Genomic DNA, 23,415 nt, shown 5'->3' on the forward strand with positions numbered 1-23,415 from the left:
TGGGCCACATCGATGCCACGTTCAAGACATCTCCGGGAGAGCAAGCTGGATCAGGCGTCGTCAGCGGTCGCGGGCCGGCCGTTCTCCGTCACCAACCGCTCGGTGCTTGCCATCGCGGTGCCGATGACGCTTGCCTATCTCACCACGCCGCTGCTCGGCCTGGTCGATACCGCTGTCGTCGGCCAGTTTGGGGATGCGGCGCTGCTCGGCGGGCTTGCCGCCGGCGCGCTGGCGTTCGATGTCGTCTTCACCACGTTCAATTTCCTGCGTTCCGGCACCACCGGGCTGGTCGCCCAGGCCTTCGGGTGTGGCGATAGCGCCGAGGAACAGGCGGTGTTCTGGCGCGCGGTGCTGGTCGCCATCGTCGCCGGCGTCATCCTGGCGGCGCTGGCCCCGATGGTGTCGCTGCTCGGCCAGAAGTTCATGGGCGCCGAGGCGCGTGTCAGCGAGGCAATGGACACCTATGTCCGCATCCGCCTGCTGGCGGCCCCCTTTTCGCTCGTCAACTATGCCATCCTCGGCTACGTGCTCGGGCGCGGCGAGGGCAATCTCGGCCTGTTCCTGCAGATCGTGCTCAACGGCATCAACATCGCCTTGTGCATCGTGCTCGGCCTCGAGCTGAACTGGGGCGTATCAGGCGTCGCCTGGGCAACGGTGATCGGCGAATTCTGTGCCATGCTGCTCGGGCTGGCGATCGTCATGAGGCGCTTTGCACGCAGCGAGCGCGTGCCTCTGGCCCGCATCCTCGACTGGACTGCTTACAAGCACATGATGTCGCTCAATCGCGACATCATGATCCGTTCCTTTTCGCTGCTGGCCGCGTTTGCCCTGTTCACCCGCCAGGGCGCACAGTTCGGCACGGTCACGCTGGCCGCCAATGCCGTCCTGATGAACTTCTTCCTGATCGCGGGCTATTTCCTCGACGGTTTCGCCACCGCGGCGGAGCAGCTCGCCGGCCGCGCCATCGGCGCCCGTGCCGAAAGCTCGTTCCGCCGCGCCGTGCGCCTGACGCTGTGGTGGGGCTACGGGCTGGCCGGTACGGCAACCCTGGTGCTTCTGTTCGGTGGCGCGGCGCTTGTCGGCGTCGTCACCACCTCGGATGCGGTGCGCGACGTTGCCGACACCTATCTGCCCTGGGCGGCGTTCACGGCAATCAGCGGCGTGCTTGCCTTCCAGATGGATGGCGTCTTCATCGGCGCAACATGGTCGCGCGACATGCGCAACATGATGCTGGTGTCGTTCTTCGTCTTCCTCGCTGCATTGCTGACACTGGCGCCGGCCTTCGGCAATCACGGCCTGTGGGCCTCGCTGCACGTCTTCCTGCTGGTGCGCGGCTTCAGCCTGTTCTCGATCATGCAGCGGCGGGTGCGGGAGGCGTTTTAGGGCAGTAGGGCAGTAGGGCAGTAGGGCAGTAGGGCAGTAGGGCAGTAGGGCAGTAGGGCAGTAGGGCAGTAGGGCAGTAGGGCAGTAGGGCAGTAGGGCTATGCCTCTCCTGCCGTCGTCTCGCGCCACTGCCTTAATGCCCTATTCTCCCAATCCCTTTGCGAGCCACTCGGCGAGCCTTGTGTCACGCAGGTCGCGGATGGATTTGAGACCATCCTTCTCCACCACTCGCAGCATGCCGGTGACGATGCGTCCCGGCAGGGACGGGCCGGCATAGATCATGCCGGTATAGAGCTGGACGAGGTCGGCGCCGGCGCGGATCTTTTCCAGCGCGGTTTCCGTGGAATCGATGCCGCCGACGCCTATTATGGCGCGGTCCGGACCGAGCAGCCTGCGCATCCTGGCCAGCACCGCTGTCGAGCGTTCGAACAGCGGCTTGCCGGAAAGCCCGCCGGTTTCGCCGGCATGGGCGGCACTTTTCAGTGGTGGACGCGAAATCGTCGTGTTGGAGACGATGACGCCGTCCACCGCCTTTTCGGTGATTTCGGCGGCGATGTCCTCGAGCTCCGCCTCGACCAGGTCGGGTGCGATCTTCAGGAACACCGGCGGTTGCTTCGCCGCCTTGGCCCGTGCCGCCATGACGCGCGACAGCAGTTCACCCAGTTGCTCGCGCGCCTGCATGTTGCGCAGGCCCGGCGTGTTGGGCGAGGAGATGTTGACTGTCAGATAGGATGCCAGCGGCGCGAAACGCGCGACGCCTTTTTCATAGTCGCCGCTGCGGTCTGAGCTGTCCTTGTTGGCGCCGATGTTGACGCCGACAATGCCGCTCCGGCCCTTGCGCGCCAGCAGGCGTTTCTCGGCGGCGTCATGGCCTTCATTGTTGAAGCCCAGCCGGTTGATCACCGCCTCGTCGCGGGTGAGGCGGAAGATGCGCGGTTTCGGATTGCCTGCCTGCGGCAGTGGCGTCACCGTGCCGACCTCGGCAAAGCCGAAGCCGAGACCGAGCAGCCCGTCCGGCACCTCGGCATTCTTGTCGTAGCCTGCCGCCATGCCGAGCGGGTTCGGGAAATCGAGGCCGCACAGGCTGACCTCGAGACGGGAATCACGTGGAGCGCGCGAAGCTACGGGCATGCCGCAACGCAGGGCGGTGATGGACAGTCCGTGTGCTGTCTCGGGATCGAAGCTGAACAGGACCTGCTGGCCGATGCGGTCGATCAGGCTCATTCTGCCTCCAGCGGCGGGAAGACATGGTTGCCGTCGGCGCCGAGCGGCAGCGGCCTGATCCAGGCGACCGCGTCGAGCGTGAATTCGGCATAGAGATGCGGGAACAGGTCGCCACCGCGCGAAACCTCGTATTTCAGCGCCGGCCCGAGCTTGGCTTCATCGAGCGCCACCAGCACGAGGTCGTCCAGGCCGGCGAAATAGCGGGCCGCGGTTTCCCTGACCTGGGCGCCGGTCGAGAAGTGGATATAGCCGTCGGTCAGGTCGATCGGGGCTCCAGTGAAACGGCCTAGGGCTTCGGCTTCCTGCCACAGCGACTGCGGCGCGATCTTGTAGACAAATCGTGACATGGCAGCGCTATAGTCCGATTGTGGCGACCGGGAAAGTGCGAACCGCACGCTTCCGCAATTCTGGCGCAAAGCGCGACCACACTGCGCAAAACGGCTGAAGGAGAACACCATGCGTTTCGAAAGGCTGATCGTTCCCGCCGCATTGGCCGGACTGCTGGCGGCTCCTGCGCTCGCCGAGGATGCCAGCCGCTATAAGCTGGAAAAAACCAATGACGGTTATGTGCGCATGGACACGCAGACCGGCGCTATGTCGATCTGCAACGAGCGCGACGGCCAGCTGGTTTGCCGTGTCGCCGCCGACGAACGCACCGCTTTCCAGGACGACATCGACCGGCTTCAGGGTACGGTCAAGGCGCTGGAGGAGCGTGTGACCAAGCTCGAGAATTCGCTGACGGCGCGGCTGGAATCCAAGCTGCCGTCCGAAGAGGAATTCAACAAGACGATGGGTTACATGGAGCGTTTCGTGCGCGGCTTCATGGGCATCGTCAAGGACATGGACAAGGAAACCGATCCGGCCAAGCCGAACCTGCAGAAGACCTGATCTAATCGGTCAGGGCACGTTCGTAGAGGTGCACGTCCGGGTCGCCGCCATGGTCGCGCTCGCGAAGGCGGAAGCCGAGTTTCTGCAGCAGGCGAATCGATTTCGCATTGGCGCGGTCGACCGTTGCCAGGACGGTTGCGATGCCGCGCCCGTCGGCGACGCCGAGCAGCGCCTTGACGATCTCGTTGCCGAGGCCTTGTCCCCAGTTCGCGACAGTCAGCCCGTAGATGATCTGCTCGGGCCCGTCCCTGGGTCGAGCAAATCCGGCCCAGCCGATCAGTTGCCCGCTCGAGCGGGCGATCACCGCACCTGTTCCGTAGCCGTGGCGCTTCAGGTTCTCGCCGGACCTGGTCACCCACAGTCTCGCAGCCTCAAGTGACAGCGGTTCGCCGTCCCCGACATGGCGCGCGACGTCCGGGTCGGAGAAGACAGCCACCAGGATGGCCGCGTCCGAGAGGACGAACGGGCGGATCGTCAGCCGCGGGGTTTCAACCATTCCGTCCAGGATCATTCTGTTCCCCGGCGCTCAGTCCTGTCCAGCCAGGACCTGTGGCGGCGAGTGGACTATTACGCCATTTGCGACAGCCATGCCTGTTGGAAAACTGCCACCGTGGTCTTTGCCGCTTGAAAACGCCGGCCGTGACCGCATAATCCGGTCCGCTTGATCCTGCGGGAAGAGGACCGGAGCATGATCCCGAGACGCTGCAGACGTGTCGGGATCATGCTCCGAAGCAAGGAGACAGGGCGGAATTCATCTCGATCACGTTCCGCTCTGGGATCGGGGAGGACCATTTGCCGGCAGGCTACAGCTTCGTCATCGCTGACGATCACCCACTGTTTCGCGGTGCCCTCAAGGCAGCGCTTGCCGGCGTCGGCGACGTTGGCGCCATTCACGAGGCCGGCGACTTCGACAGCGTCAAGGCGCTGGTCACCGCCAATGAGGATATCGATCTCCTGCTGCTCGATCTGTCGATGCCGGGTGCCAGCGGTCTTTCGGGACTGGTGGCCTTGCGCGGCATCCATCCGTCGGTGCCGATGGTCGTGGTCTCGGCGCATGACGACCCGGTCACAATCCGCCGGGCACTGGAGCTCGGCGCTTCCGGTTTCATCTCCAAGTCAGCCAGCATGGAGGAGATCCGCGAAGCGGTGAAAGCCGTGCTTGCCGGTGATATCTCCGCCCCTGCCGGCATCGACCTCGGCGTCGAGCGCGACCCTGAAATCTCAGATCTCATCAAACGCCTGCAGACGCTGACCCCGCAGCAGACGCGGGTGCTCGGCATGCTGGGCGCGGGCCTTCTCAACAAGCAGATCGCCTATGAGCTCGGTGTCTCCGAAGCCACGATCAAGGCGCATGTCTCGGCGATCCTGCAGAAGCTCGACGTCGACAGCCGCACGCAGGCAGTGATCCAGCTGTCGAAGATCGGCACCGATCCACTGCAGGGGAGTGGCTGACCGATCGATTATTCCGCTGCCGGTGCCAGCGGCTTCACGCGCGCCATCATGGTGCGCAGCGCCGCCGGCTTCACCGGCTTGTTGATGACCGGAACATCGAGTTCGGCCGCCGCCGTGCGCACTTCGCCCGACCTGTCCGCCGTCACCAGCACCGCCGGTATGGCGTCGCGGTAGTGACGGCGCAACCGGATGATGACCTCCAGCCCGGTTTCTCCATCGAGATGGTAGTCGGCGAGGATGAGGTCGGGCTGCGGTGCGCTTTCCGCTCGCGCCTGGAAATCGGCGGAGCCGGAGAAGGTCGCAACGGTACAGCCCCAGCCTTCAATCAACAGCCGCATGCCTTCCAGGATGCGGGCGTCATTGTCGACGCAGGCGACCGTCAGGCCGGAGAGCGTTGAGCCGGCACGGGCGATCGTGCGTGGTTTGATCTCCGGCGCCGCCGCGGCAGTTTCCGCCACCGGCAGCACGATCGAGAAACGGGTGCCCTTGCCCTGGTTCGAGAACAGCCTGATCTCGAGCCGCAGCACGCGGGCGATGCGGTCGACGATGGAAAGGCCGAGGCCGAGGCCTTGCGCCTCGCGTGCGCCTTCGTCCAGCCGGGTGAACTCGCGGAACACCGTGTTCAGCTTGTCGCCGGCGATGCCGATGCCGGTGTCGATCACCTGCACTTCGGCCAGTTCCCCGCGCCGCCGTACGCCGACGAGAATCTGGCCCTTGCGGGTATATTTGATGGCGTTGGAGACCAGGTTCTGGATCAGCCGGCGCAACAGGTTGCGGTCGGTGGTCACCGACAGCGATGACGGCACGATGGTCAGCTTCAGCTGCTTTTCGGCGGCGAGCGGCTTGAAGTCGGTGCCGATCTGGCGAAGCAGGCCGTCTAGCCGGAATGTCGTCTCTTCCGGTTTCATCGCACCCGCATCGAGCCGCGAGATGTCGAGCACGGCGCCGAGGATGGTTTCGACCGATTCCAGCGAGGATTCGATGTTGATCGCCGCTTGCCCGGCGACACCCTTGCCGGCTTTTTCGATCAGCGATGCACAGTAGAGCCGGGCTGCGTTGAGCGGTTGCAGGATGTCGTGGCCGGCGGCAGCCAGGAAGCGTGTCTTGCCGAGATTGGCTTCCTCGGCCAGCATCTGCGCCTGCGCCAGCTCCTCATTGACGCGGGTGAGCTCGGCGGTGCGGCTTTTGACCCGCTGCTCCAGCGATTCATTGGCGCGCTTCAGCGCAAGGTCGGATTCCACACGCGCCGAGATGTCTGCATAGGTGGCGACAAGTCCTCCATCCGGCATCGGATTGGAGCGCAGTTCCACGATACGGCCGCTATTCTTCAATTCGAGTTGCCATGGGCCGGCGAAACCGGCCAGCCGGTCGAGCACGGTTAGCCGCGTATCCGGCGAGATGTCGCCGCGATCGGCGAGATGGCGCAGGATCTGGTCGAGCGACACGCCGACCTGACCCATGTCGTCCGGCAGGTCGAACAAGGCGCGGTATTGCCGGTTCCAGCAGATCAGCCGGAAGTCGCGGTCGAACACCGTGATGCCTTGCTCCATCTGGTCGAGTGCGATCTGCAGCAGGTCTCTGTTGTGCTGCAGCGCTTCGGTGGCGTCATCGAGCAGTCGGAACGCATCCCTGGATTCGCGGTCGTTGCGACGGAACAGAAGCGATAGCACCAGCCGTGCCGAGGATGAACCGACGGCGCTCGCCAGCAACTGCTCGGAAAAGCGGATCACCTCCATGCTGGCCTGCTCGTTGCCGTGGAGCGGGATGCCATTGTCGCGCTCGAAGCTCTGGAACGACCGTTCGGTACGCTCGACGCCGAGATAGCGACCGATCGTGTCCTTGAGATCGTTGACAGTCGTGGCGGTACGGAAGCGGCGCAGGCTGGGCATCGGGCTGGCGTCGCGCGGCACGAAGATCGCAGCCTGGATTCGCTCCAGCGGTACCGAGACGCGCGACAGCGACCCCAGCATGAAGAACAGCGCGTTGATCGACAGGCTCCACATGACGCCGTGGTTGAGCGGTTCGGCAACCGTGCCGAACAGCGCCTGCGGCCTGAGCGCCTCGATGCCGAGCAGGCCGTTGACGACGATGAAATTGTCGGGCGCGGCGAGCGAGGGAAACAGCAGCGTGTAAGCCCAGATCGCGATGCCGGCCACCATGCCGAGCGCGGCACCCCGCCCATTGGCGCGGCGCCAGATCAGCCCGCCGATCAGCGCCGGCGCAAACTGTGCGATCGCCGCGAACGACATCAGGCCGATCGAGGAGAGGCGGGCGCTGTCGGTCGAGGCGCGGTAGTAGAGGAAGGCGATGAACAGCACGATGAAGATCGAGCCGCGCCGTACGTTGAGGATCAGTGTCGACCAGTCCTCGTTTTCCGACGCGCTGTTCTTCAGGACACGGCGCACGAACAGTGGGATGACGAGGTCGTTGGAGATCATGATGGCGAGCGCCACGCTCTCGACGATGACCATCGCCGTGGCCGCCGAAAGCCCGCCGATGAAGGCGGCCATCGCCAGGGCGTCATGGCCGCCGAGTAGCGGCAGCGACAGGACATAGAGATCGCTCGAGGTGCGGTCGCCGACGACGGTCAATCCGGCCAGCGCGATCGGCAGCACGAACAGGTTGATGGCGATGAGGTAGAGCGGAAACACCCAGGTCGCGGTGCGCAGTTCGCGCAGGCTGCGGTTCTCCACGATCATCACGTAGAACTGGCGCGGCAGCATCACGATGGCGAAGGCGCTCAGACCCGTCAGCACCAGCCAGGTGGCAAGCGACGTCCGGTAGTTCATCGCCTGCTGCACCTGGGCATTGGCACCGAGCTTGTCGAACATGTCGCCGGGGCCGCCGAAGACCAGGAAGGTGACGAGCAGGCCGATGGCCACGAAAGCCGCGAGTTTCACCACCGATTCCACCGCTACCGCCAGCACCAGCCCGTCCTGGTGTTCGGTGGCATCGGCGTGGCGCGTGCCGAACAGCACGGCGAAGACCGCCAGCAGCATCGCCACGATCAGCGAGATGTCGGAAACGAAAGGGTCGAAGGAGGGCGGCGAACCGGAATAGTGCTCGACCATGAGGCTGACCGAGCCGGAGATCGCCTTCAACTGCAGCGCGATATAAGGCACCGCGCCGATGGTGGCGATCAGCGTGGCGATCGCCGCCACGGTGAAGCTCTTGCCGTAGCGGGCGCCGAGGAAATCGGCCACCGAGGTGATCTTCTCGGCCTTGGCCAGCCGCACGATGCGCGACAGCAGCGGATAGCCGAACATGAACAGGAGCACCGGGCCGATATAGATGCCGAGGAACTCCCAGCCGCGCTCGGACGACAGTCCGACCGAACCGAAGAAGGTCCAGGAGGTGCAGTAGATGGCAAGGCTGAGGGCAAAGATCAGCGGCCGCGGCCGACCGGGGCCGCTCACGGCGGCGCGCCGATCGCCGATGCTGGCTACCGCGAACAGCAGCGTCACATAGGCAAGCGCTATGATGACGATGAACCAGCCCTGCACGCCGGATGCTCCTCCCTGCCTGATTGCCCTTTTCGAGGCAATCACAGCTTCGTTGATGTGTCCATTACGACCTTGGGTGCGATCCGCCATATGGGCATCGCAACCCTGCGTTTCGTTTTTGCTCGTGCTGTGATGTGTTTTTGTTATTGTTCCTGCGAATCGGCATTGAGGCCGGTTGCCGAGGGTCGTGGCGCGGCGCCACGAAAAAGGAGGACAAAATGCTGAAAGAATTTCAGGAGTTCATCTCCAAAGGCAATGTCATGGATCTGGCGGTCGGTGTCATCATCGGCGCCGCCTTCAGCAAGATCGTCGACTCGCTGGTCAACGACATCATCATGCCGATCGTCGGCGCGATTTTCGGGGGCCTGGATTTCAACAATTACTTCTTCGGTTTGTCCTCGACCGTAACTGCCACGACGCTGGCCGAAGCCAAGAAGCAGGGCGCCGTCTTCGCCTATGGTTCTTTCATCACAGTGGTGCTCAACTTCCTGATCCTGGCTTGGATCATCTTCCTGATGGTCAAGGCGGTGAACAACATGCGCCGGCGTCTTGAGAAGGAAAAGCCAGCTGCCGCTCCGGCCGCGCCGCCCGCCGATGTCGCGCTGCTCACCGAAATCCGCGACCTGCTCGCCAAGAAGTAGCTTTTCTGTCCTCTGGACCAAGAACCCGGTCGCTCGCGGCCGGGTTTTGCTGTTTTCGGGCCTTGGGAAACGCGCTAGCACTCCGGGCTGAAAAGGATGGATTTTCGTATGGATCTGGTCGAAACCCTGCGCGCCGAAGCACGTGCTGCGCCTGAAAGCGGCATTGTTGCCGTCATGAACCACGGCCGCGGCCGCGATGGCATGATCCCGCTATGGGCCGGCGAGGGCGACCAGCCGACGCCTGATTTCATCGCGAATGCCGCCAGCCATGCGCTTGTCGGCGGCGAGACCTTCTACACCTGGCAGAAGGGTATCCCGGAAGTGCGGCAGGCGCTTGCCCGCTACTACGAGCGTCATTTCGGCAGGAGCTTCGCATCCGAGGAGTTCATCCTCACCGGCTCGGGCATGCATGCCATCCAGCTCGCGATCGATGCCGTTGCCGGCAAGGGTGACGAGGTGATCTACCTGTCGCCGGCATGGCCGAATTTTGCCGCGGCCGCCGGTATCAGCGGCGCCATCCCAGTGCCGGTCGTGCTTGACCTTACCGACAACGGCTGGTCCTGCGATGTCGAAAAGATCGCGGCGGCAATCACGCCGCGCACGCGGGCGATCTTCGTCAACACGCCATCGAATCCGACCGGCTGGACGGCGGACCGCGAGACCTTGCAGTCGATCCTGGAGCTGGCGCGTGCCAGGGGCCTCTGGGTCATCGCCGACGAGATCTATGCGCTGTTCCACTATGACGGCGGCCGTGCGCCATCCTTCATCGATGTCATGCGCGATGACGACCGGATACTGTTCGTCAACAGCTTCTCAAAGAACTGGTCGATGACCGGCTGGCGCGTCGGCTGGATCAAGACGCATCCTTCGCTGCAGCAGGTGTTCGAGAACCTGATCCAGTATTCGACCTCGGGCGTGGCGCAGTTCATGCAGCGCGGCGCGGTAGCCGCTCTTGACGAAGGTGACGCCTTCGTCGCCCGGCAGGTTGCCCATGCACGCCAGGCGCGGGACCTTGTCTGCGGCATCCTCGCGCAGACCGGCAAGGTGCGTTTCGCGGTGCCGGCCGGCGCCTTCTACCTGTTTTTCTCCGTCGATGGCCTGAGCGATTCCCGCGCTGCCGCCTTCGACATCGTCGACCATGCCAATGTCGGCTTGGCGCCGGGAACCGCCTTCGGGGCGGGGGGCGAGAAGTTCCTCAGATTGTGCTTCCTGCGCCGCCTGGATCAGCTTGAAGAAGCCGCAACCCGCATCGCGGACTGGACGCGGCGCTTGTAATTTCGCGCAAGATTGTTACGAGCAATATTATTACGTGCCTCTGTGAAGGCGATATTTGCCGCTCCCGACGGACGGCTTGAGGAAAGTACGCCAGATGACCGCCCAGACGACTGCAAAGCCGCGCATTGAACTGATCCCGCATGCCTCGCCGACGTCGCCGGAGGCGCGCGCCGCGCTGATGGCAAATCCCGGCTTCGGCAAGGTGTTCTCCGACCACATGGTCACGATCACCTGGAGCGTCGATCGCGGCTGGCACGATGCACAGGTTCGCGCCCGCGCTCCCTTTTCCATCGACCCGGCTGCAGCAGTGCTGCACTACGCCCAGGAAATCTTCGAAGGCATGAAGGCCTACCGCACCCCGGACGGGCTGGCACTCTTCCGCCCGGAAGAGAATGCGCGCCGCCTCAACCTTTCGGCCGAACGCATGGCGATGCCCTCGATCCCGGAAGACCTGTTCATTGAAGCTGTCGAGACGCTGGTGCGCACCGACGCCGCCTGGGTGCCGGAAGGTGATGGCAGCCTGTATCTGCGCCCCTTCATGTTCGCCAGCGAAGCCTTCCTCGGCGTGCGCCCGGCCACCGAATACATCTTCTGCGTCATCGCATCACCGGTCGGCGCCTATTTCAAGGGCGGCTACAAGGCAGTGAGCGTCTGGGTGTCGGATGACTACACCCGCGCGGCCCCCGGCGGTACCGGCGCGGCCAAATGTGGTGGCAACTATGCCGGCAGCCTGGTCGCCCAGGCCGAAGCCGCCCGCAACGGCTGTGACCAGGTCGTCTTCCTCGACGCAGCCGAGCGCCGCTGGATCGAGGAACTCGGCGGCATGAACGTCTTCTTCGTCATGGACGACAAGCGCATCGTCACCCCGCCGCTCGGCACCATCCTGCCCGGCATCACCCGGGCATCAATCATGAAGCTCGCGGCGGAAGCCGGCTACACTGTCGAGGAGCGCCTCTACGGCTTCGACGAGTGGCAGGCCGATGCCAAGAGCGGCAAGCTGCGCGAGGCTTTCGCCTGCGGCACCGCCGCCGTCATCGCCGGCATCGGTACGGTGAAGTTCCGCGAAGGCTCGTTCTCGATCGGCAACAGCGGCGACGGCGAGGTCACCTCGCAGCTGCGCGCCAAACTGGTCGGCGTGCAGCGCGGCACCGTCAAGGACGACCACGGCTGGATGCGCAGCATCTGATCGAAGACGGACAAGTCAAGGCGACAGGCGCACGACAATCTTTGCGTCTGGCGCCGACAGCTGCTCGGCGAGGCTCTTGGCTGTCGCTGCATCGAAGCCGTTGATCGTGATCATGCCCTGAAGGATGGGTTCGCGAACGATCGGCTCAAGGATCACTTTCTCCCCGACCAGAAGCTGTGTCTTTTGACCGATTGCGGCGCGTGTGAAATCGCCGAAGACCTTGGCGCTTTCCGGGGTTAGCACGACGCTCACGACGGTTTCGCCATAGAGCGGGTCCCTGGTGGTTTCGGCCTTTGCGATTTTGAGTGAGATCGGGGCAATGGCTTTCAGTGGCTCTGTCGCTGCTTGTTGCTTTGCCGGTGCGTGGGACTTGGCCTCGCCACTGAATTCCTTCAGGTCGGAAGGCGGCGTTGTGGTCTGTCCCAGCGGACTGACGCTCTGCGCCGAGACTGTCTTCGCTTTCCACGCCGGCGGCTCGGGCAGGGCAGGCAGTTGGTCGTCCCGCCAGATATGCGTGACGATTGTGAGCTTCGTGCCGGCGGTGTCCACCATCACGCTGTCAAGCGCTTCTACGGTCGAACCGTCCTGCAGCGAGACGACGAGCGTCAGGTCCCGGGATTTCTGGGAGCTTCGTACCCTTGCCATCTGTTCGTCGGTCAGCTGGCTGGCGCGCTCGCCGAACCCCGCGATCATCTTTTCGACCCGCGCATTTACGGCCGACTGCAGGGCCGCCGCATCGAAACTCTGCTTCATGCTGAAGGTCGCGGTGCGCCGGGCGCTGTCGGCGGATTCGAATTTCCAGTCCGATGTCGTGGGAACGATCGCGTTGCCAACGCTTTCGTCGCCCTTCACGGTCCACGCGCTGCCGATCTCGGTGATGCCCTCCTGCGAGGCTTGTCCCAGGCTGAGAGTGATGACCTCGGGGATCAAGACGTCGACGACCCTTAGCGGATTGTCCTTGACGGCCTGAAGCATCTGGCTGGCTACGCTATCGGTCGGCACAGTGGCACCACCAGCTCCCGAAGTTGCGACGAGGCTCGCCATATGGGCGATGATCTGGTCGGATCCGACCAGAGCGGTGGGATAGCCCGTGAGATCCGTCTCCAGCTCCAGCTGTTGTACGCCATAGGCTGCAAGTGAATTCGCATATTGGGGATTCATCGCGAAGGAATCCGCCCCGCTGAGCGATGCCGGAGGAAGTGCGGCCGAGAGCATCCAGCGCACCTGCATCCCCTTGTCGTCGCGCGACAGCACCGCCGTCTGCTGGCGGAAGTCGCCGCGCATGACCACCGCGGCTGCTTCAGGCTTGTCGAACCACAGCGACATGTCGCTCTCGGTCGTCTTCTGGACGCGATAGGTATGGACGGTGCCGATCTCAGGCTGGTAACGGGGAACGGTGACGCTTTCTCCCGCCTGTGCCGCACCGATCAGGGTGAGGTGACTGCCCAGCGCCACAGCAAGTGGGATCAGCAGCCGCAGGCGCCTGTACCGGTCGTCGTTGATGTGAGCTGGCATTCCGCATTCCGTTCAAGGGGCCTGACGGCAACCTAGGATATCGATCCCGGGCAAGGAAGGGCCGATGTGGACCGAACCTCCGGCAACGGCATCATTCCCGTTCCTGCGCGCCGACCCTTTCGCTGATGCGCACCTTGCCGATACGGCGCTTGTCGAGCGAAATGACCTCGAAGCGCAAGCCGTCCGCGTCGAGCGCCTCACCTTCCTTCGGCAGGTAGCCGAGTTCGGTCAGGATATAGCCGGCGAGCGTGGCGTAGCGGTTCGCGTCGTCGACCAGGTCATGCTCGATGGTGCTGCTGAGCTGGCGAACATCGATGAAGCCGTCGGCCAGCCACGAGCCGTCCTCCTGGCGTTCCAGCGCGGCAGCTTCTTCGTCCATGTCGGGAAACTCGCCGGCGATGGCTTCCAGTATGTCAGTCGGGGTCGCTATGCCTTCGAGCGATCCGTGCTCGTCGACGACCATGGCCATCTGCACCGGCGAACGGCGCAACTGCTCCATCACGGTGAGCACGTCGGTGGTTTCGTGCACGATGAGCGGCTGTCGGGTCATGCGGGCCCAGTCGATCATTTCGCCATCCAGCAAAGCGTTGGAAAGATCCCTGGCGACAGCCACGCCGACAAAATCCTCGACGCTGTCGCGGGCGAGGATGACGCGGCCGTGCGTGAGCCTGCGAATGGCCGCTCGCAAGGTCTCGGCGTCTTCGTTCAGGTTCAGCCATTCCAGCTCGTTGCGGGGCGATATGATCGAGGAGACAGGGCGTTCGCCAAGGCCGAGCACGCCGCGGATCATCTCCGTCTCTTCGGGTTTGAACAGGTCGCCCTGCCTGCTCTGCTCGGCTATGACGTCGACGATCGCGCCCAGCGGCTGTTCGCCGACACGACCGCCAAGCAGCCGGAGAACGGCCTCGGAGGTCCGTTCGCGCAGGTCGCCGGTGCTGATGATCTTTTCGCGGTTGCGGCGGCCGAGCTGGTTGGCCGCCTCGATCAGCACCGAGAAGCCGATCGCGGCATAGAGATAGCCCTTCGGGATGTGGAAGCCGAAACCTTCGACCACGAGGCTGAAGCCGATCATCAAAAGGAAGCCGAGACAGAGGATGACCACGGTCGGGTGCCGCGAGACGAACGCCATCAGCGGTCTGGAGGCGGCGATCATGACGGCCATGGCCACGCAGACGGCCGCGATCATTACCCACAGTTCGTCGACCATGCCGACGGCGGTGATGACGCTGTCCAGCGAGAACACGGCGTCAAGCACGACGATCTGGACAATGACCTGCCAGAAGACGGCCTGGACGATCCGGCCCTGTTTCGGCTTGTGGCCGCCCTCCAGGCGTTCGTGCAGTTCCAGCGTGCCTTTGGCGATGAGGAACACGCCGCCGAGGATGAGGATGATGTCACGACCCGAGAAGGAGAAGGTCGCGATCGAGACCAGCGGCTGCGTCAGCGTGACGATCCAGGAGATCGAGAACAGCAAGGCGATGCGCATCAGCAACGCCAGCGTAAGGCCGATCACGCGCGCCCTGTTGCGCTGATGCGATGGCAGCTTGTCGGCCAGGATCGCGATGAAGACGAGGTTGTCGATGCCGAGGACGATTTCGAGGACGATAAGGGTGATGAGGCCGGTCCAGATGGCTGGATCCGCGAGGAGTTCCATTGTTGGTCCTAGAGGTTGTTGCGTGAACGCAGAAAGCCCCCGGTGGGGTCACCGGAGGTCGAAACAAAGCGAAGTGGATGATGGGGTGGACAGAGGCAGCTGGCTCCGCACCGCGGAACCAGCTGCCTTCGGTGTCGACTGTCGCTTGTACTGTCGCCGTCGTCAGGCAAGAGTGTGTAACTTCCCGTTACGAATTGATTTCTGCGACGCTATCCTAACAGCAACGAAGCGGCTTCGAAAGCCCGGTCACCCGAAAGTGCTGCCGCCCGGGAAGCGTGGCGCCTGACAGAAATCCCAGAAAGAGAACGCATCGCAATGAGCGACACCTCTACCGCTTCACCGAAGTCCGGTTTCACGATGGCGGATTTTCTGAGCACCTATCGTTGTTGGGCACTTTTCTTCGCTTCGCTTTTTGTGGCCTTTGGCGGGGAAGGGCTGAGCACGTTCTTTCCCATGGCCTTGCAGCGAGCCGGAATCGACCCTCAGGGCGTGGGAATATTCTTCATAGGATCCACCCTCGGCTTGATTGTCGGTGCCCTGGTGGCGCTTATCGCGGCGATGAGCCGGGGCAGGACGGCCCTGATCTTGTCCATCCTCGTCTGCGGCCTTGCCACGGCCGGATTTCTGGTGATGCCTGTCGCCTGGGGATCGCCCGCGTTGCTGTTTCTGTTTGGATTGGTGGTGGGAACGGTTCGGGCGGCTCTCCCTCTCGCGGTCGCGATCATTCTGGTAAGTGGGCGGCCGGGAAAACTCGATTTCGCCTGCGTTTTCATCCTGATGTCGGCGACCATACTGGTGTCGCGCTTTGCCCCAATGGCCACGGGACTGTTGTATGCGTTCGATCGAGACGGTTTGTTGATCGTCTGGCTCCTGCTGGGCTGCATGATCCTGGCAGCACTGGTTCTGCTGCCGGCTCGGCCTCTCGACTTCGGTGAAACGCCACGCCATCGTCACGAGCCGCTGCCGCCGCGCCGGCGATCGCCCGTCATGGTCGCCGCCATCCTGCTGGCACCGCCGATCCTGTTTCTGCTGATGGGACTTGCCGCCCGTTTCTTGCAGGTGCCGACATTCGGCAATGCCGGCCTGCTCGCCCTGATCCTTTCGTTTCTGCTGCTCTGTACCGCGGTAGGTGCTGTGATCTACCTCGCCTACTGGGTTTACCACATCCATGGCGAGCTGGCGGGCGCACAGGCTTCGCAACGGCTGCTCACACCGCGTGCTGCCACGCTGGTTGCGATCCTTGCGCCGTTCGGGCTGCCAATTCTGCTGGTGACGCTTGGCGATCTTCTCAACGATCGTGCACGCGACAAGGGGGAGGCGACCTTGGTGTCGTTGCCCTGGCTAGCGGTGGCTGGCTTCCTTCTGCCGCCGCTTGCCATCGCCCTCATACAGAATGCGGCGAACAGGAGTTACGCTGGCGGCAACTGAAGCAGTTCATCCGGACCGCCAGAACCGTTCATCGCTCCGGCGGCAGATCGCTGCACGCGTTTTCCTGGAATTGCCCCGGCGGCTCAGCCGCCGGACTTCGGCACCAGCAGCGGGATGATGCGCTCGCTTTCGGTGACGGCCGGACGGCCGGTGGAGCCGTAGGGAATGCCGAGCGCATCCCAGGTTTCGACCAGCGCGTCGCGCAGGCCGTCGATCAGGGCGTCGTCATGGAACGGCGTCGGTGTGATGCGCAGCCGCTCGGTACCGCGCGGCACGGTCGGATAGTTGATAGGCTGGATGTAGATGCCGTGCACGCCGAGCAGGCGGTCGCTCGCCATCTTGCAGAGCTCGGGCTCGCCGACGAGCACCGGCACGATATGCGTGGCGGAATTCATCACCGGCAGGCCTGCGTCGGCCAGCACCCGCTTGGTGCGGTCGGCCTGGCGCTTCTGGCCGTCGCGCTCGACCTGCGAGGCTTTGAGATGGCGGATCGAGGTCGTGGTCGCGGCAGCAATTGCCGGCGGCAGTGCCGTGGTGAAGATGAAGCCGGGTGCGTAGGAGCGCACCGCGTCGATGACGGCGCGTGGGCCGGTGATGTAGCCGCCCAGCGTGCCGAACGCCTTGGCGAGCGTGCCTTCGATGATGTCGATGCGGTCGACCAGGCCTTCCTGCTCGGTGATGCCGCCACCATGCGGGCCATACATGCCGACAGCATGGACCTCGTCGATATAGGTCATGGCGTTGTACTTGTCGGCGAGGTCGGCGATCGCCTTGATCGGCGCGATGTCACCGTCCATGGAGTAGACGCTCTCGAACACGATCAGCTTGGCTCGTTCACGCCCGGCACTCTGCAGCAGGCTTTCCAGGTGTGCCACGTCGTTGTGGCGGAAGATCTTCTTCTCGGCACCCGAGCGGCGGATGCCTTCGATCATCGAGGCATGGTTGAGTTCGTCGGACAGGATCAGGCAGTTCGGCAGCAGTCGCGCGATGGTCGAGATGCCAGCCTCATTGGAAACAAAGCCCGAGGTGAAGACCAGCCCAGCCTCCTTGCCGTGCAGTTCGGCGAGTTCGAGCTCAAGCTCGACCAGCGGATGGTTGGTACCGGAAATGTTGCGCGTGCCGCCTGCACCCGTGCCCATGCCGCCGGCTGCGGCCTGCATTGCGGCGATGACATCGGGATGCTGCCCCATGCCGAGATAGTCGTTCGAGCACCAGACGGTGATTTCCTGGGCGCGGCCATTGGCGCGCCAGATCGCACGCGGAAACTTGCCCGCGATGCGTTCCAGGTCGGCGAATACCCGGTAGCGGCGCTCCGCATGGAGCTGGTCGATCGCTTCCTCGAAGAACCGCTGATAGTTCATCTGTGCTTCCCAATTTGCGCGCGGATCATAGTCATAGGCCCGTTCGGCGTCCATGGACCAGCTTTGGTCAAAATGCCACGCCTTAAACCAAATCTAACGAACACGGTCTGTGAACTATTCCCTTGATGTGGATCAAAGGCCGTTTCGCAAAAATGGCAATACCGTCACATTGCTTCTTAAGGCTTTCCCGCTAGCGTCTGCAACAATCCAGCAGATGAGACAGTTTGCGGATTTTCGAGGGGAGTGGGCCGTATGGCCGTGTTGGTGACGGGGGGTGCTGGTTACATCGGCAGCCATATGGTCTGGGAACTGCTCGATGCCGGCAAGGAGGACGTCGTCGTCCTTGACCGGCTGTCAACCGGCTTTGACTGGGCGGTAGCACCTGAAGCCACGCTTGTGGTCGGGGATGTCGCCGACAAGGACCTCGTCGCCAGGATCATCCGCGAGCACGGGATCGATTCCATCATTCATTTCGCGGGTTCCATCATCGTTCCGGAATCAGTGGCCGATCCGTTGGCCTATTATGAGAACAATACCTCCAAGACCCGCTCGCTGGTCGAGGCGGCGGTTCGCGGCGGCGTACAGAACTTCATTTTCTCCTCGACTGCGGCGGTCTATGGCGGCAGCCGGCTGGAGCCGGTGACGGAAGACGCCGCCACCATGCCGGAATCGCCCTACGGCCTGTCCAAGCTGATGAGCGAATGGATGTTGCGCGACGCCGCCGCCGCCTACGGTCTGCGTTATTCGGCGTTGCGCTATTTCAACGTCGCCGGCGCCGATGCCAAAGGCCGCACCGGACAGGCTTCGCCGCGTGCGACGCATCTGATCAAGGTTGCTTCCGAGGTGGTGATCGGCAAGCGACCGTCGCTGGAGGTTTTCGGCAACGACTATCCGACCCCGGATGGAACCTGCCTGCGCGACTACGTCCATGTCAGCGATCTTGTCACTGCGCACCGGCTGGCCCTGCAGCGGCTGCGCGCGGGGGCGGGCAATCTCGTCGCCAATTGTGGCTATGGCCATGGCTACTCGGTGCTCGAGGTGATCGAGGCCGTGCGTCGCGTCAGCGGCATGGATTTTGCGGTTACCATGGGAGCGCGCCGTCCCGGCGATGCTGCGTCCGTCATCGCCAACGCCGATCTTGCCCGGGCTGAACTGGGCTGGACGCCGCGCCGCGACGATCTCGAGCTCATCGTGCGCGATGCGCTCGCGTGGGAGCGCATCCTGGCGACCAAGAACTCCACCCGCGGCTGAATTTCGCAAACATCTGGACCATCAGGTCGAGGCTCGAAATGCCGGCCGATTGCCGTTAAGACGACCGCCGGCAGGTGGGTGCCTCAGACATGAACCCGAAAGTTGCAGACTTTTCGGTCGTTGGTCGGTTTTTGGGGAGACGATTTTGAAGATTGTGGTTCTGGGCGCCGGCGTTGTCGGCACGGCGGCGGCTTATTACCTGGCCAGGGATGGCCACGAGGTTACCGTCGTGGAGCGCCACGAGACGGCGGCGCGGGGCACCAGCTATTCCAATGCTGGCCTTGTCTCGCCTGGCGATGCGACGGCCTGGGCTTCGCCGGCTGCGCTGAAGACTTTCCTGCGGGCGCTCTATAATCATGATCTCGGCATCAAGGTGCGGTTGCGCTTCGATCCCTATTTTTTCGCCTGGAGCCTGCGGTTCCTGCGGCAATGTACGCAGGAACGCTTGCGCGCCAACAGCGAGGTCAAGCTGCGGCTGGCGCTCTATTCCCGTGACTGCATCAACGCGCTGCAGCAATTCACGGGTGTCAGCTATGATGAGCGCCGCCGCGGCATCCTCTATTTCTTCCGCACCCAGAAAAGCCTTGAGCACGGAACGTCCAACTACGAGTTCCTGGCCAAGCACGGCCTGCCGATCGAGATCGTCGACCGTAACAGGCTGGTCGAACTCGAACCCGGCCTTACCGGCGCCAAGGACAAGATCGCCGGCGGCGTCTATTCGCCGATCGACCAGACCGGCGATTCCAGGCAGTTCGTCGAGAACCTCGCCGCTTTCGCCGTCGAAAGGCTCGGCGTGAAGTTCCTCTATGGTGCGAATGTCGAAGGGCTCGACATCGAAGGCGATACGGTCCGCAATGTGATGACCTCCAAGGGGCCGGTCTCCGGCGACGCCGTGGTGATTTCGATGGGACCGGAAAGCGGCCTGCTCGGCCGCCGCTACGGCATCGACCTGCCAGTCTATCCGGTCAAGGGCTACACCGCGACGGTGCCGCTGGAAGACGAGAGCAAGGGGCCGACCATGGGCGGCGCCGACGAAGACCAGCTGATCGCCTATTCGAGGCTCGGCAACCGTCTGCGCATCGCCTCGACGGCCGAGTTCACCGGTTTCGACCGCTCTTACCGGCCGCGTGATTTCGCGGCCATGTTCAGGACGGCGAAGGATCTGTTCCCGGGCGCCTTCGACGAGAACAAGGCCGAGCTGTGGTCGGGTCTGAGGCCAATGATGCCGAATTCGGTTCCAGTCATCGGCCGCGCTAAATACAAGAACCTCTATCTGGACACCGGGCACGGCCATGTCGGCTGGACGATGGCCTGTGGTTCGGGTGCCTTCCTGGCCGATGTCGTCGCCGGCCGCAAGCCGGAGATCGACCCGCAGGGGCTGCTGTACAAGGGCTAGGCTGGAACAGAACAGGCTACGGCCATGGCGGGCAGGGGCGTCGAAGCGCTTTACGAAACCGGTTGAGAACCGCTCAGTCGCCCGACCTTCACCTCGACTTCCCGGTTTTGCCGGGAAATGATCGCCGCCTGGGCAACGCTTGGCAAAGTGTACAGCGAGCTTGTAGCGGCGGGGGGGTGATGCGGCGTTTCTGGAAGTCTGTTCTCGTGGTGCTGGTGCTGCTGCTCGCCGCCGGGCTCGGCTTTTTCTTCTTCGTGCTGCCGGGACGTGTCGAGCAGGCAATGAACGGCGTGATCAATCCGCCGCCCTACGTCGCGTCCGACCGAGCCAAGGCGCTGCATGAGACACTGACCGTCGCCGATCTGCACGCCGATCCACTGCTCTGGGGCCGCGATCTGCTGCTGCGTGGCACCCGTGGCCAGGTCGACATTCCGCGCCTGGACGAGGGCAATGTCGCCCTCCAGGTCTTTGCCGTGGTCAGCAAGTCGCCGCGTGGCCTGAACATCGAACACAATGACGGTTCGACCGACAATGTCACGCTGCTTGCCATCGGCCAGCGCTGGCCGATTTCCGCGATCTTCAGCCTCAAGCAGCGGGCGCTCTACCAGGCCGCCAGGCTCAACGACATGGCGGCGCGCTCCGACGGCCATTTCGTCGTCATCCGGTCGAAGCGTGACCTGCGCCGTTTCCTCGATCGTCGCAAGGTGGAGTCCGGCCTTGTCGCCGGCCTGCTCGCCGTCGAGGGCGCACAGGTGCTGGAAGGCGATCCAGCCAATGTCGACGCGCTGTTCGACGCCGGCTTCCGCATGATGTCGCCGGCGCATTTCTTCGACAGCGAGATGGGCGGATCCGCACACGGCGTCGACAAGGGCGGCCTGACCGACAAGGGCCGCGAGATGATCCGCCGCATGGAGGAAAAGGGCATGATCCTCGATCTCGCACATGCCTCGTCGGCCACGATCGATGACGCGCTCGCCGTCTCGACGCGCCCCGTTGTCGTCTCGCACACCGGTGTGAAAGGCACCTGCGACAACAACCGCAACCTGTCCGACGAGCAACTGAAGGCGCTGGCGGCCAAGGGTGGGCTGATCGGCATCGGCTATTGGGAAACCGCCGTCTGCGGCAAGGATGCGACCGCCGTCGCAAGGGCGATCAAGCATACCGTCGATGTGGCCGGCATCGATCATGTCGCGCTCGGCTCGGATTTCGACGGTGCCGTCACGATGCCGTTCGACACCACCGGGCTCGTGCAGATCACCGACGCGCTGCTGGCCGCCGGTTTCAGCGACGAGGACACAGGCAAGGCGATGGGCGGCAACGAAATCCGTTTCCTCCTCGAAAACCTGCCGAATTGATGGCGCGGTCTTGACCGTGATTGCCGCGCCCGTTGTACCGATTATTTCCTGCACATGGCGCCTTGCGTCGAAGCGGTTTTGAGGTGAGTCATTGGTCCCGTCGTGAATCACTGCTCTGGGGCGGGGGTATCTCTGGAGAATGGTCATGCAACCAATCCGCCATGTGCTGATATCCGTCAGCCTTGCTGTTTCGCTTGCCTTCGCACCCTTGGCGTCCGCCATCGCTGCTTCACCGGCACCGGCCAAGGGTGAAAACGGCATGGTCGTCACTGCCCAGCGCCTCGGTACCGAGGCCGGTGTCGAGGTGCTGAAGAAGGGCGGCAATGCCGTCGATGCGGCCGTCGCCGTCGGCTATGCGCTCGCCGTCACCTATCCGTACGCCGGCAATATCGGCGGCGGCGGCTTCATGACCATCCGCTTCAAGGACGGCAAGACCACCTTTCTCGATTTCCGCGAGCGTGCGCCGCTGGCCGCCACCAAGACCATGTATCTCGACAAGGACGGCAACCCGATCAAGGGCGCCAGCCTGGACGGCTATCTGGCTGTCGGCGTGCCGGGCACGGTCGCTGGTCTCGAAATGGCGCGCGAGAAATATGGCACCTTGCCGCGCTCCGACCTGATGGCAGCGGCGATCCGGCTGGCCGGGGACGGCTTCACGATGGAGCAGGGCGATGCGACAATTCTCGCCTCAGGCGCCGAAAGGCTAGGCAAGGACCCGGCTGCTGCCGCGATCTTCCTGAAACCGGACGGGAAGCCGTTCGGCCTCGGCGAGAAACTCGTTCAGCCGAACCTGGCGGCGACGCTTTCCACCATTTCGGACAAGGGCGTCGATGCCTTCTACAAGGGCGGCATCGCCGATGCCATCGTCGCGGCCAGCAGCGCCAAGGGCGGCATCCTCGCCAAGGCTGATTTTGAACAGTACAAGGTTCGCGAACTCGCCCCCATCACCTGCAACTATCGCGGCTACGAGATCATCTCGTCGCCGCCGCCAAGCTCTGGTGGCGTCATCATCTGTGAAATCCTCAATGTGCTCGAAGGTTATCCGCTCGACTATCTCGGCGCGGGGTCTGCCGACACGGTGCATCTGATGGCCGAGGCGATGCGTTATGCCTATGTCGATCGCAACTCGGCGCTGGGCGATCCGGACTTCGTGCAGAACCCGGTCGATAAGCTGCTCGACAAGGGTTATGCGGCGGGCATCCGCGCCAAGATCGATCTGTTCCGTGCCGGTGTCTCCAAGGATCTGATGCCGGAAGGTTTCGGCGAGAGCAAGGAAACGACGCATTATTCGATCATCGACAAGGACGGCAATGCCGTTGCCGTCACCTACACTTTGAATGGCGCTTTCGGCGCCGGCGTCGTGGCCGACGGCACCGGCATCCTGCTCAACAACGAGATGGACGACTTCACCCAGAAGCCAGGCGTGCCCAATCTCTACGGGCTGGTGCAGGGCGAGGCGAACGCGATCGCGCCGAAGAAGACGCCGCTGTCCTCGATGAGCCCGACCGTTGTCGCCAAGGACGGCAAGCCGTTCATGGTCATCGGCAGCCCTGGCGGCTCGCGCATCATCACCATCACACTGCAGGCGATCCTCAACGTCATCGACCACGGCATGAACATCCAGGAAGCGATCGACGCGCCGCGCATCCATCATCAATGGCTGCCGGACACGCTTTATGTCGAACACAGCGGCCTGTCGCCGGACACTCAGAAGCTGCTCGCCGGCATGGGCTACAAGCTCGACATTGCCGAAGAGGGCAAGACCTGGGGCCAGGCGGCCGGCATCCTGATCGGTGGTCGCAGTCTCGGCGAGATCCGTAAGGGCGGTGGCGCCCGCTACAATGGCGCCATCGACAGCCGCGCGCTTGCAGGGGAAGCGCAGGGGTACTGACTACCCCCGGCA

Annotated in this window: 18 protein-coding genes; 11 read left to right on the forward strand and 7 right to left on the reverse strand. The window is 63.6% G+C overall.

The annotated features are described in order from the left end of the window. Positions 1–12 precede the first annotated feature (12 nt). Positions 13–1,383, forward strand: a complete 1,371-nt coding sequence (locus ACFWYE_RS00130) for an MATE family efflux transporter (protein ID WP_379108853.1) — start codon at positions 13–15, stop codon at positions 1,381–1,383. 141 nt (positions 1,384–1,524) lie between these two features. Here the strand turns inward: ACFWYE_RS00130 and ACFWYE_RS00135 are convergent, their stop codons facing one another. Continuing rightward, positions 1,525–2,607: a quinone-dependent dihydroorotate dehydrogenase gene (locus ACFWYE_RS00135; RefSeq protein WP_379108854.1), complete on the reverse strand. Its 1,083-nt coding sequence runs from the start codon at positions 2,605–2,607 to the stop codon at positions 1,525–1,527. Further along, positions 2,604–2,954 carry a DUF952 domain-containing protein gene (locus ACFWYE_RS00140; protein WP_379108855.1) on the reverse strand — a complete coding sequence of 117 codons (351 nt, stop codon included), beginning with the start codon at positions 2,952–2,954 and terminating at the stop codon, positions 2,604–2,606. Before ACFWYE_RS00140 ends, ACFWYE_RS00135 begins: the two co-directional genes overlap by 4 nt. Before the next feature lie 109 nt (positions 2,955–3,063). On the opposite strand from ACFWYE_RS00140, the gene ACFWYE_RS00145 reads away from it, so the two are divergent. After that, complete coding sequence (locus ACFWYE_RS00145) at positions 3,064–3,495, forward strand: hypothetical protein (protein ID WP_379069438.1); 432 nt, start codon at positions 3,064–3,066, stop codon at positions 3,493–3,495. 1 nt (position 3,496) lies between these two features. Here the strand turns inward: ACFWYE_RS00145 and ACFWYE_RS00150 are convergent, their stop codons facing one another. Beyond that, on the reverse strand, positions 3,497–4,006 hold the full coding sequence (locus ACFWYE_RS00150; RefSeq protein ID WP_379108856.1) for a GNAT family N-acetyltransferase: 510 nt from the start codon (positions 4,004–4,006) through the stop codon (positions 3,497–3,499). 281 nt (positions 4,007–4,287) lie between these two features. Here ACFWYE_RS00150 and ACFWYE_RS00155 point away from each other — a divergent pair, with 281 nt between their 5' ends. Further along, the gene (locus ACFWYE_RS00155) at positions 4,288–4,947 is read left to right on the forward strand and encodes a response regulator transcription factor (protein ID WP_379069442.1); all 660 of its coding nucleotides are present in this window, start codon (positions 4,288–4,290) and stop codon (positions 4,945–4,947) included. A gap of 8 nt (positions 4,948–4,955) precedes the next feature. Here ACFWYE_RS00155 and ACFWYE_RS00160 read toward each other — a convergent pair whose 3' ends face one another. Next, complete coding sequence (locus ACFWYE_RS00160) at positions 4,956–8,450, reverse strand: NahK/ErcS family hybrid sensor histidine kinase/response regulator (RefSeq protein ID WP_379109726.1); 3,495 nt, start codon at positions 8,448–8,450, stop codon at positions 4,956–4,958. Between the two features lie 218 nt (positions 8,451–8,668). Here ACFWYE_RS00160 and mscL point away from each other — a divergent pair, with 218 nt between their 5' ends. From mscL to ACFWYE_RS00175, 3 genes are all read left to right on the forward strand, one after another. Continuing rightward, entirely contained in the window at positions 8,669–9,091 is a 423-nt protein-coding gene (gene mscL / locus ACFWYE_RS00165) for a large conductance mechanosensitive channel protein MscL (protein WP_379069445.1), read from the forward strand. A 108-nt stretch (positions 9,092–9,199) separates the two neighbouring features. Next, complete coding sequence (locus ACFWYE_RS00170; RefSeq protein WP_379069448.1) at positions 9,200–10,366, forward strand: pyridoxal phosphate-dependent aminotransferase; 1,167 nt, start codon at positions 9,200–9,202, stop codon at positions 10,364–10,366. Positions 10,367–10,460: 94 nt separating this feature from the next. Then, positions 10,461–11,552 (forward strand): branched-chain amino acid aminotransferase, encoded by a 1,092-nt coding sequence (locus ACFWYE_RS00175; RefSeq protein ID WP_379069450.1) that lies wholly within the window; start codon positions 10,461–10,463, stop codon positions 11,550–11,552. A 15-nt stretch (positions 11,553–11,567) separates the two neighbouring features. Here ACFWYE_RS00175 and ACFWYE_RS00180 read toward each other — a convergent pair whose 3' ends face one another. Both ACFWYE_RS00180 and ACFWYE_RS00185 read right to left on the reverse strand, forming a co-directional pair. Continuing rightward, positions 11,568–13,067: a hypothetical protein gene (locus ACFWYE_RS00180; RefSeq protein WP_379108857.1), complete on the reverse strand. Its 1,500-nt coding sequence runs from the start codon at positions 13,065–13,067 to the stop codon at positions 11,568–11,570. 91 nt (positions 13,068–13,158) lie between these two features. Then, the gene (locus ACFWYE_RS00185) at positions 13,159–14,721 is read right to left on the reverse strand and encodes a transporter associated domain-containing protein (RefSeq protein ID WP_379108859.1); all 1,563 of its coding nucleotides are present in this window, start codon (positions 14,719–14,721) and stop codon (positions 13,159–13,161) included. Between the two features lie 357 nt (positions 14,722–15,078). Here ACFWYE_RS00185 and ACFWYE_RS00190 point away from each other — a divergent pair, with 357 nt between their 5' ends. Next, positions 15,079–16,149, forward strand: a complete 1,071-nt coding sequence (locus ACFWYE_RS00190; protein WP_379108860.1) for a hypothetical protein — start codon at positions 15,079–15,081, stop codon at positions 16,147–16,149. An 83-nt stretch (positions 16,150–16,232) separates the two neighbouring features. On the opposite strand, the gene hemA is transcribed toward ACFWYE_RS00190, so the two are convergent. Beyond that, the gene (hemA, locus tag ACFWYE_RS00195) at positions 16,233–17,510 is read right to left on the reverse strand and encodes a 5-aminolevulinate synthase (protein WP_379108861.1); all 1,278 of its coding nucleotides are present in this window, start codon (positions 17,508–17,510) and stop codon (positions 16,233–16,235) included. A 252-nt stretch (positions 17,511–17,762) separates the two neighbouring features. On the opposite strand from hemA, the gene galE reads away from it, so the two are divergent. From galE to ggt, 4 genes are all read left to right on the forward strand, one after another. Beyond that, complete coding sequence (gene galE / locus ACFWYE_RS00200) at positions 17,763–18,761, forward strand: UDP-glucose 4-epimerase GalE (RefSeq protein WP_379108863.1); 999 nt, start codon at positions 17,763–17,765, stop codon at positions 18,759–18,761. A 145-nt stretch (positions 18,762–18,906) separates the two neighbouring features. Continuing rightward, the gene (locus tag ACFWYE_RS00205; RefSeq protein WP_379108865.1) at positions 18,907–20,157 is read left to right on the forward strand and encodes a D-amino acid dehydrogenase; all 1,251 of its coding nucleotides are present in this window, start codon (positions 18,907–18,909) and stop codon (positions 20,155–20,157) included. Positions 20,158–20,336: 179 nt separating this feature from the next. Beyond that, positions 20,337–21,512, forward strand: a complete 1,176-nt coding sequence (locus tag ACFWYE_RS00210) for a dipeptidase (RefSeq protein WP_379108867.1) — start codon at positions 20,337–20,339, stop codon at positions 21,510–21,512. A gap of 145 nt (positions 21,513–21,657) precedes the next feature. Then, a complete protein-coding gene (ggt, locus tag ACFWYE_RS00215) occupies positions 21,658–23,403 on the forward strand; it encodes a gamma-glutamyltransferase (protein WP_379108868.1) in 1,746 nt (581 codons plus the stop codon). Positions 23,404–23,415 lie beyond the last annotated feature (12 nt).

It is taken from the genome of Mesorhizobium sp. NPDC059025, assembly GCF_042739655.1.
Taxonomy (GTDB): Bacteria; Pseudomonadota; Alphaproteobacteria; order Rhizobiales; family Rhizobiaceae; genus Mesorhizobium.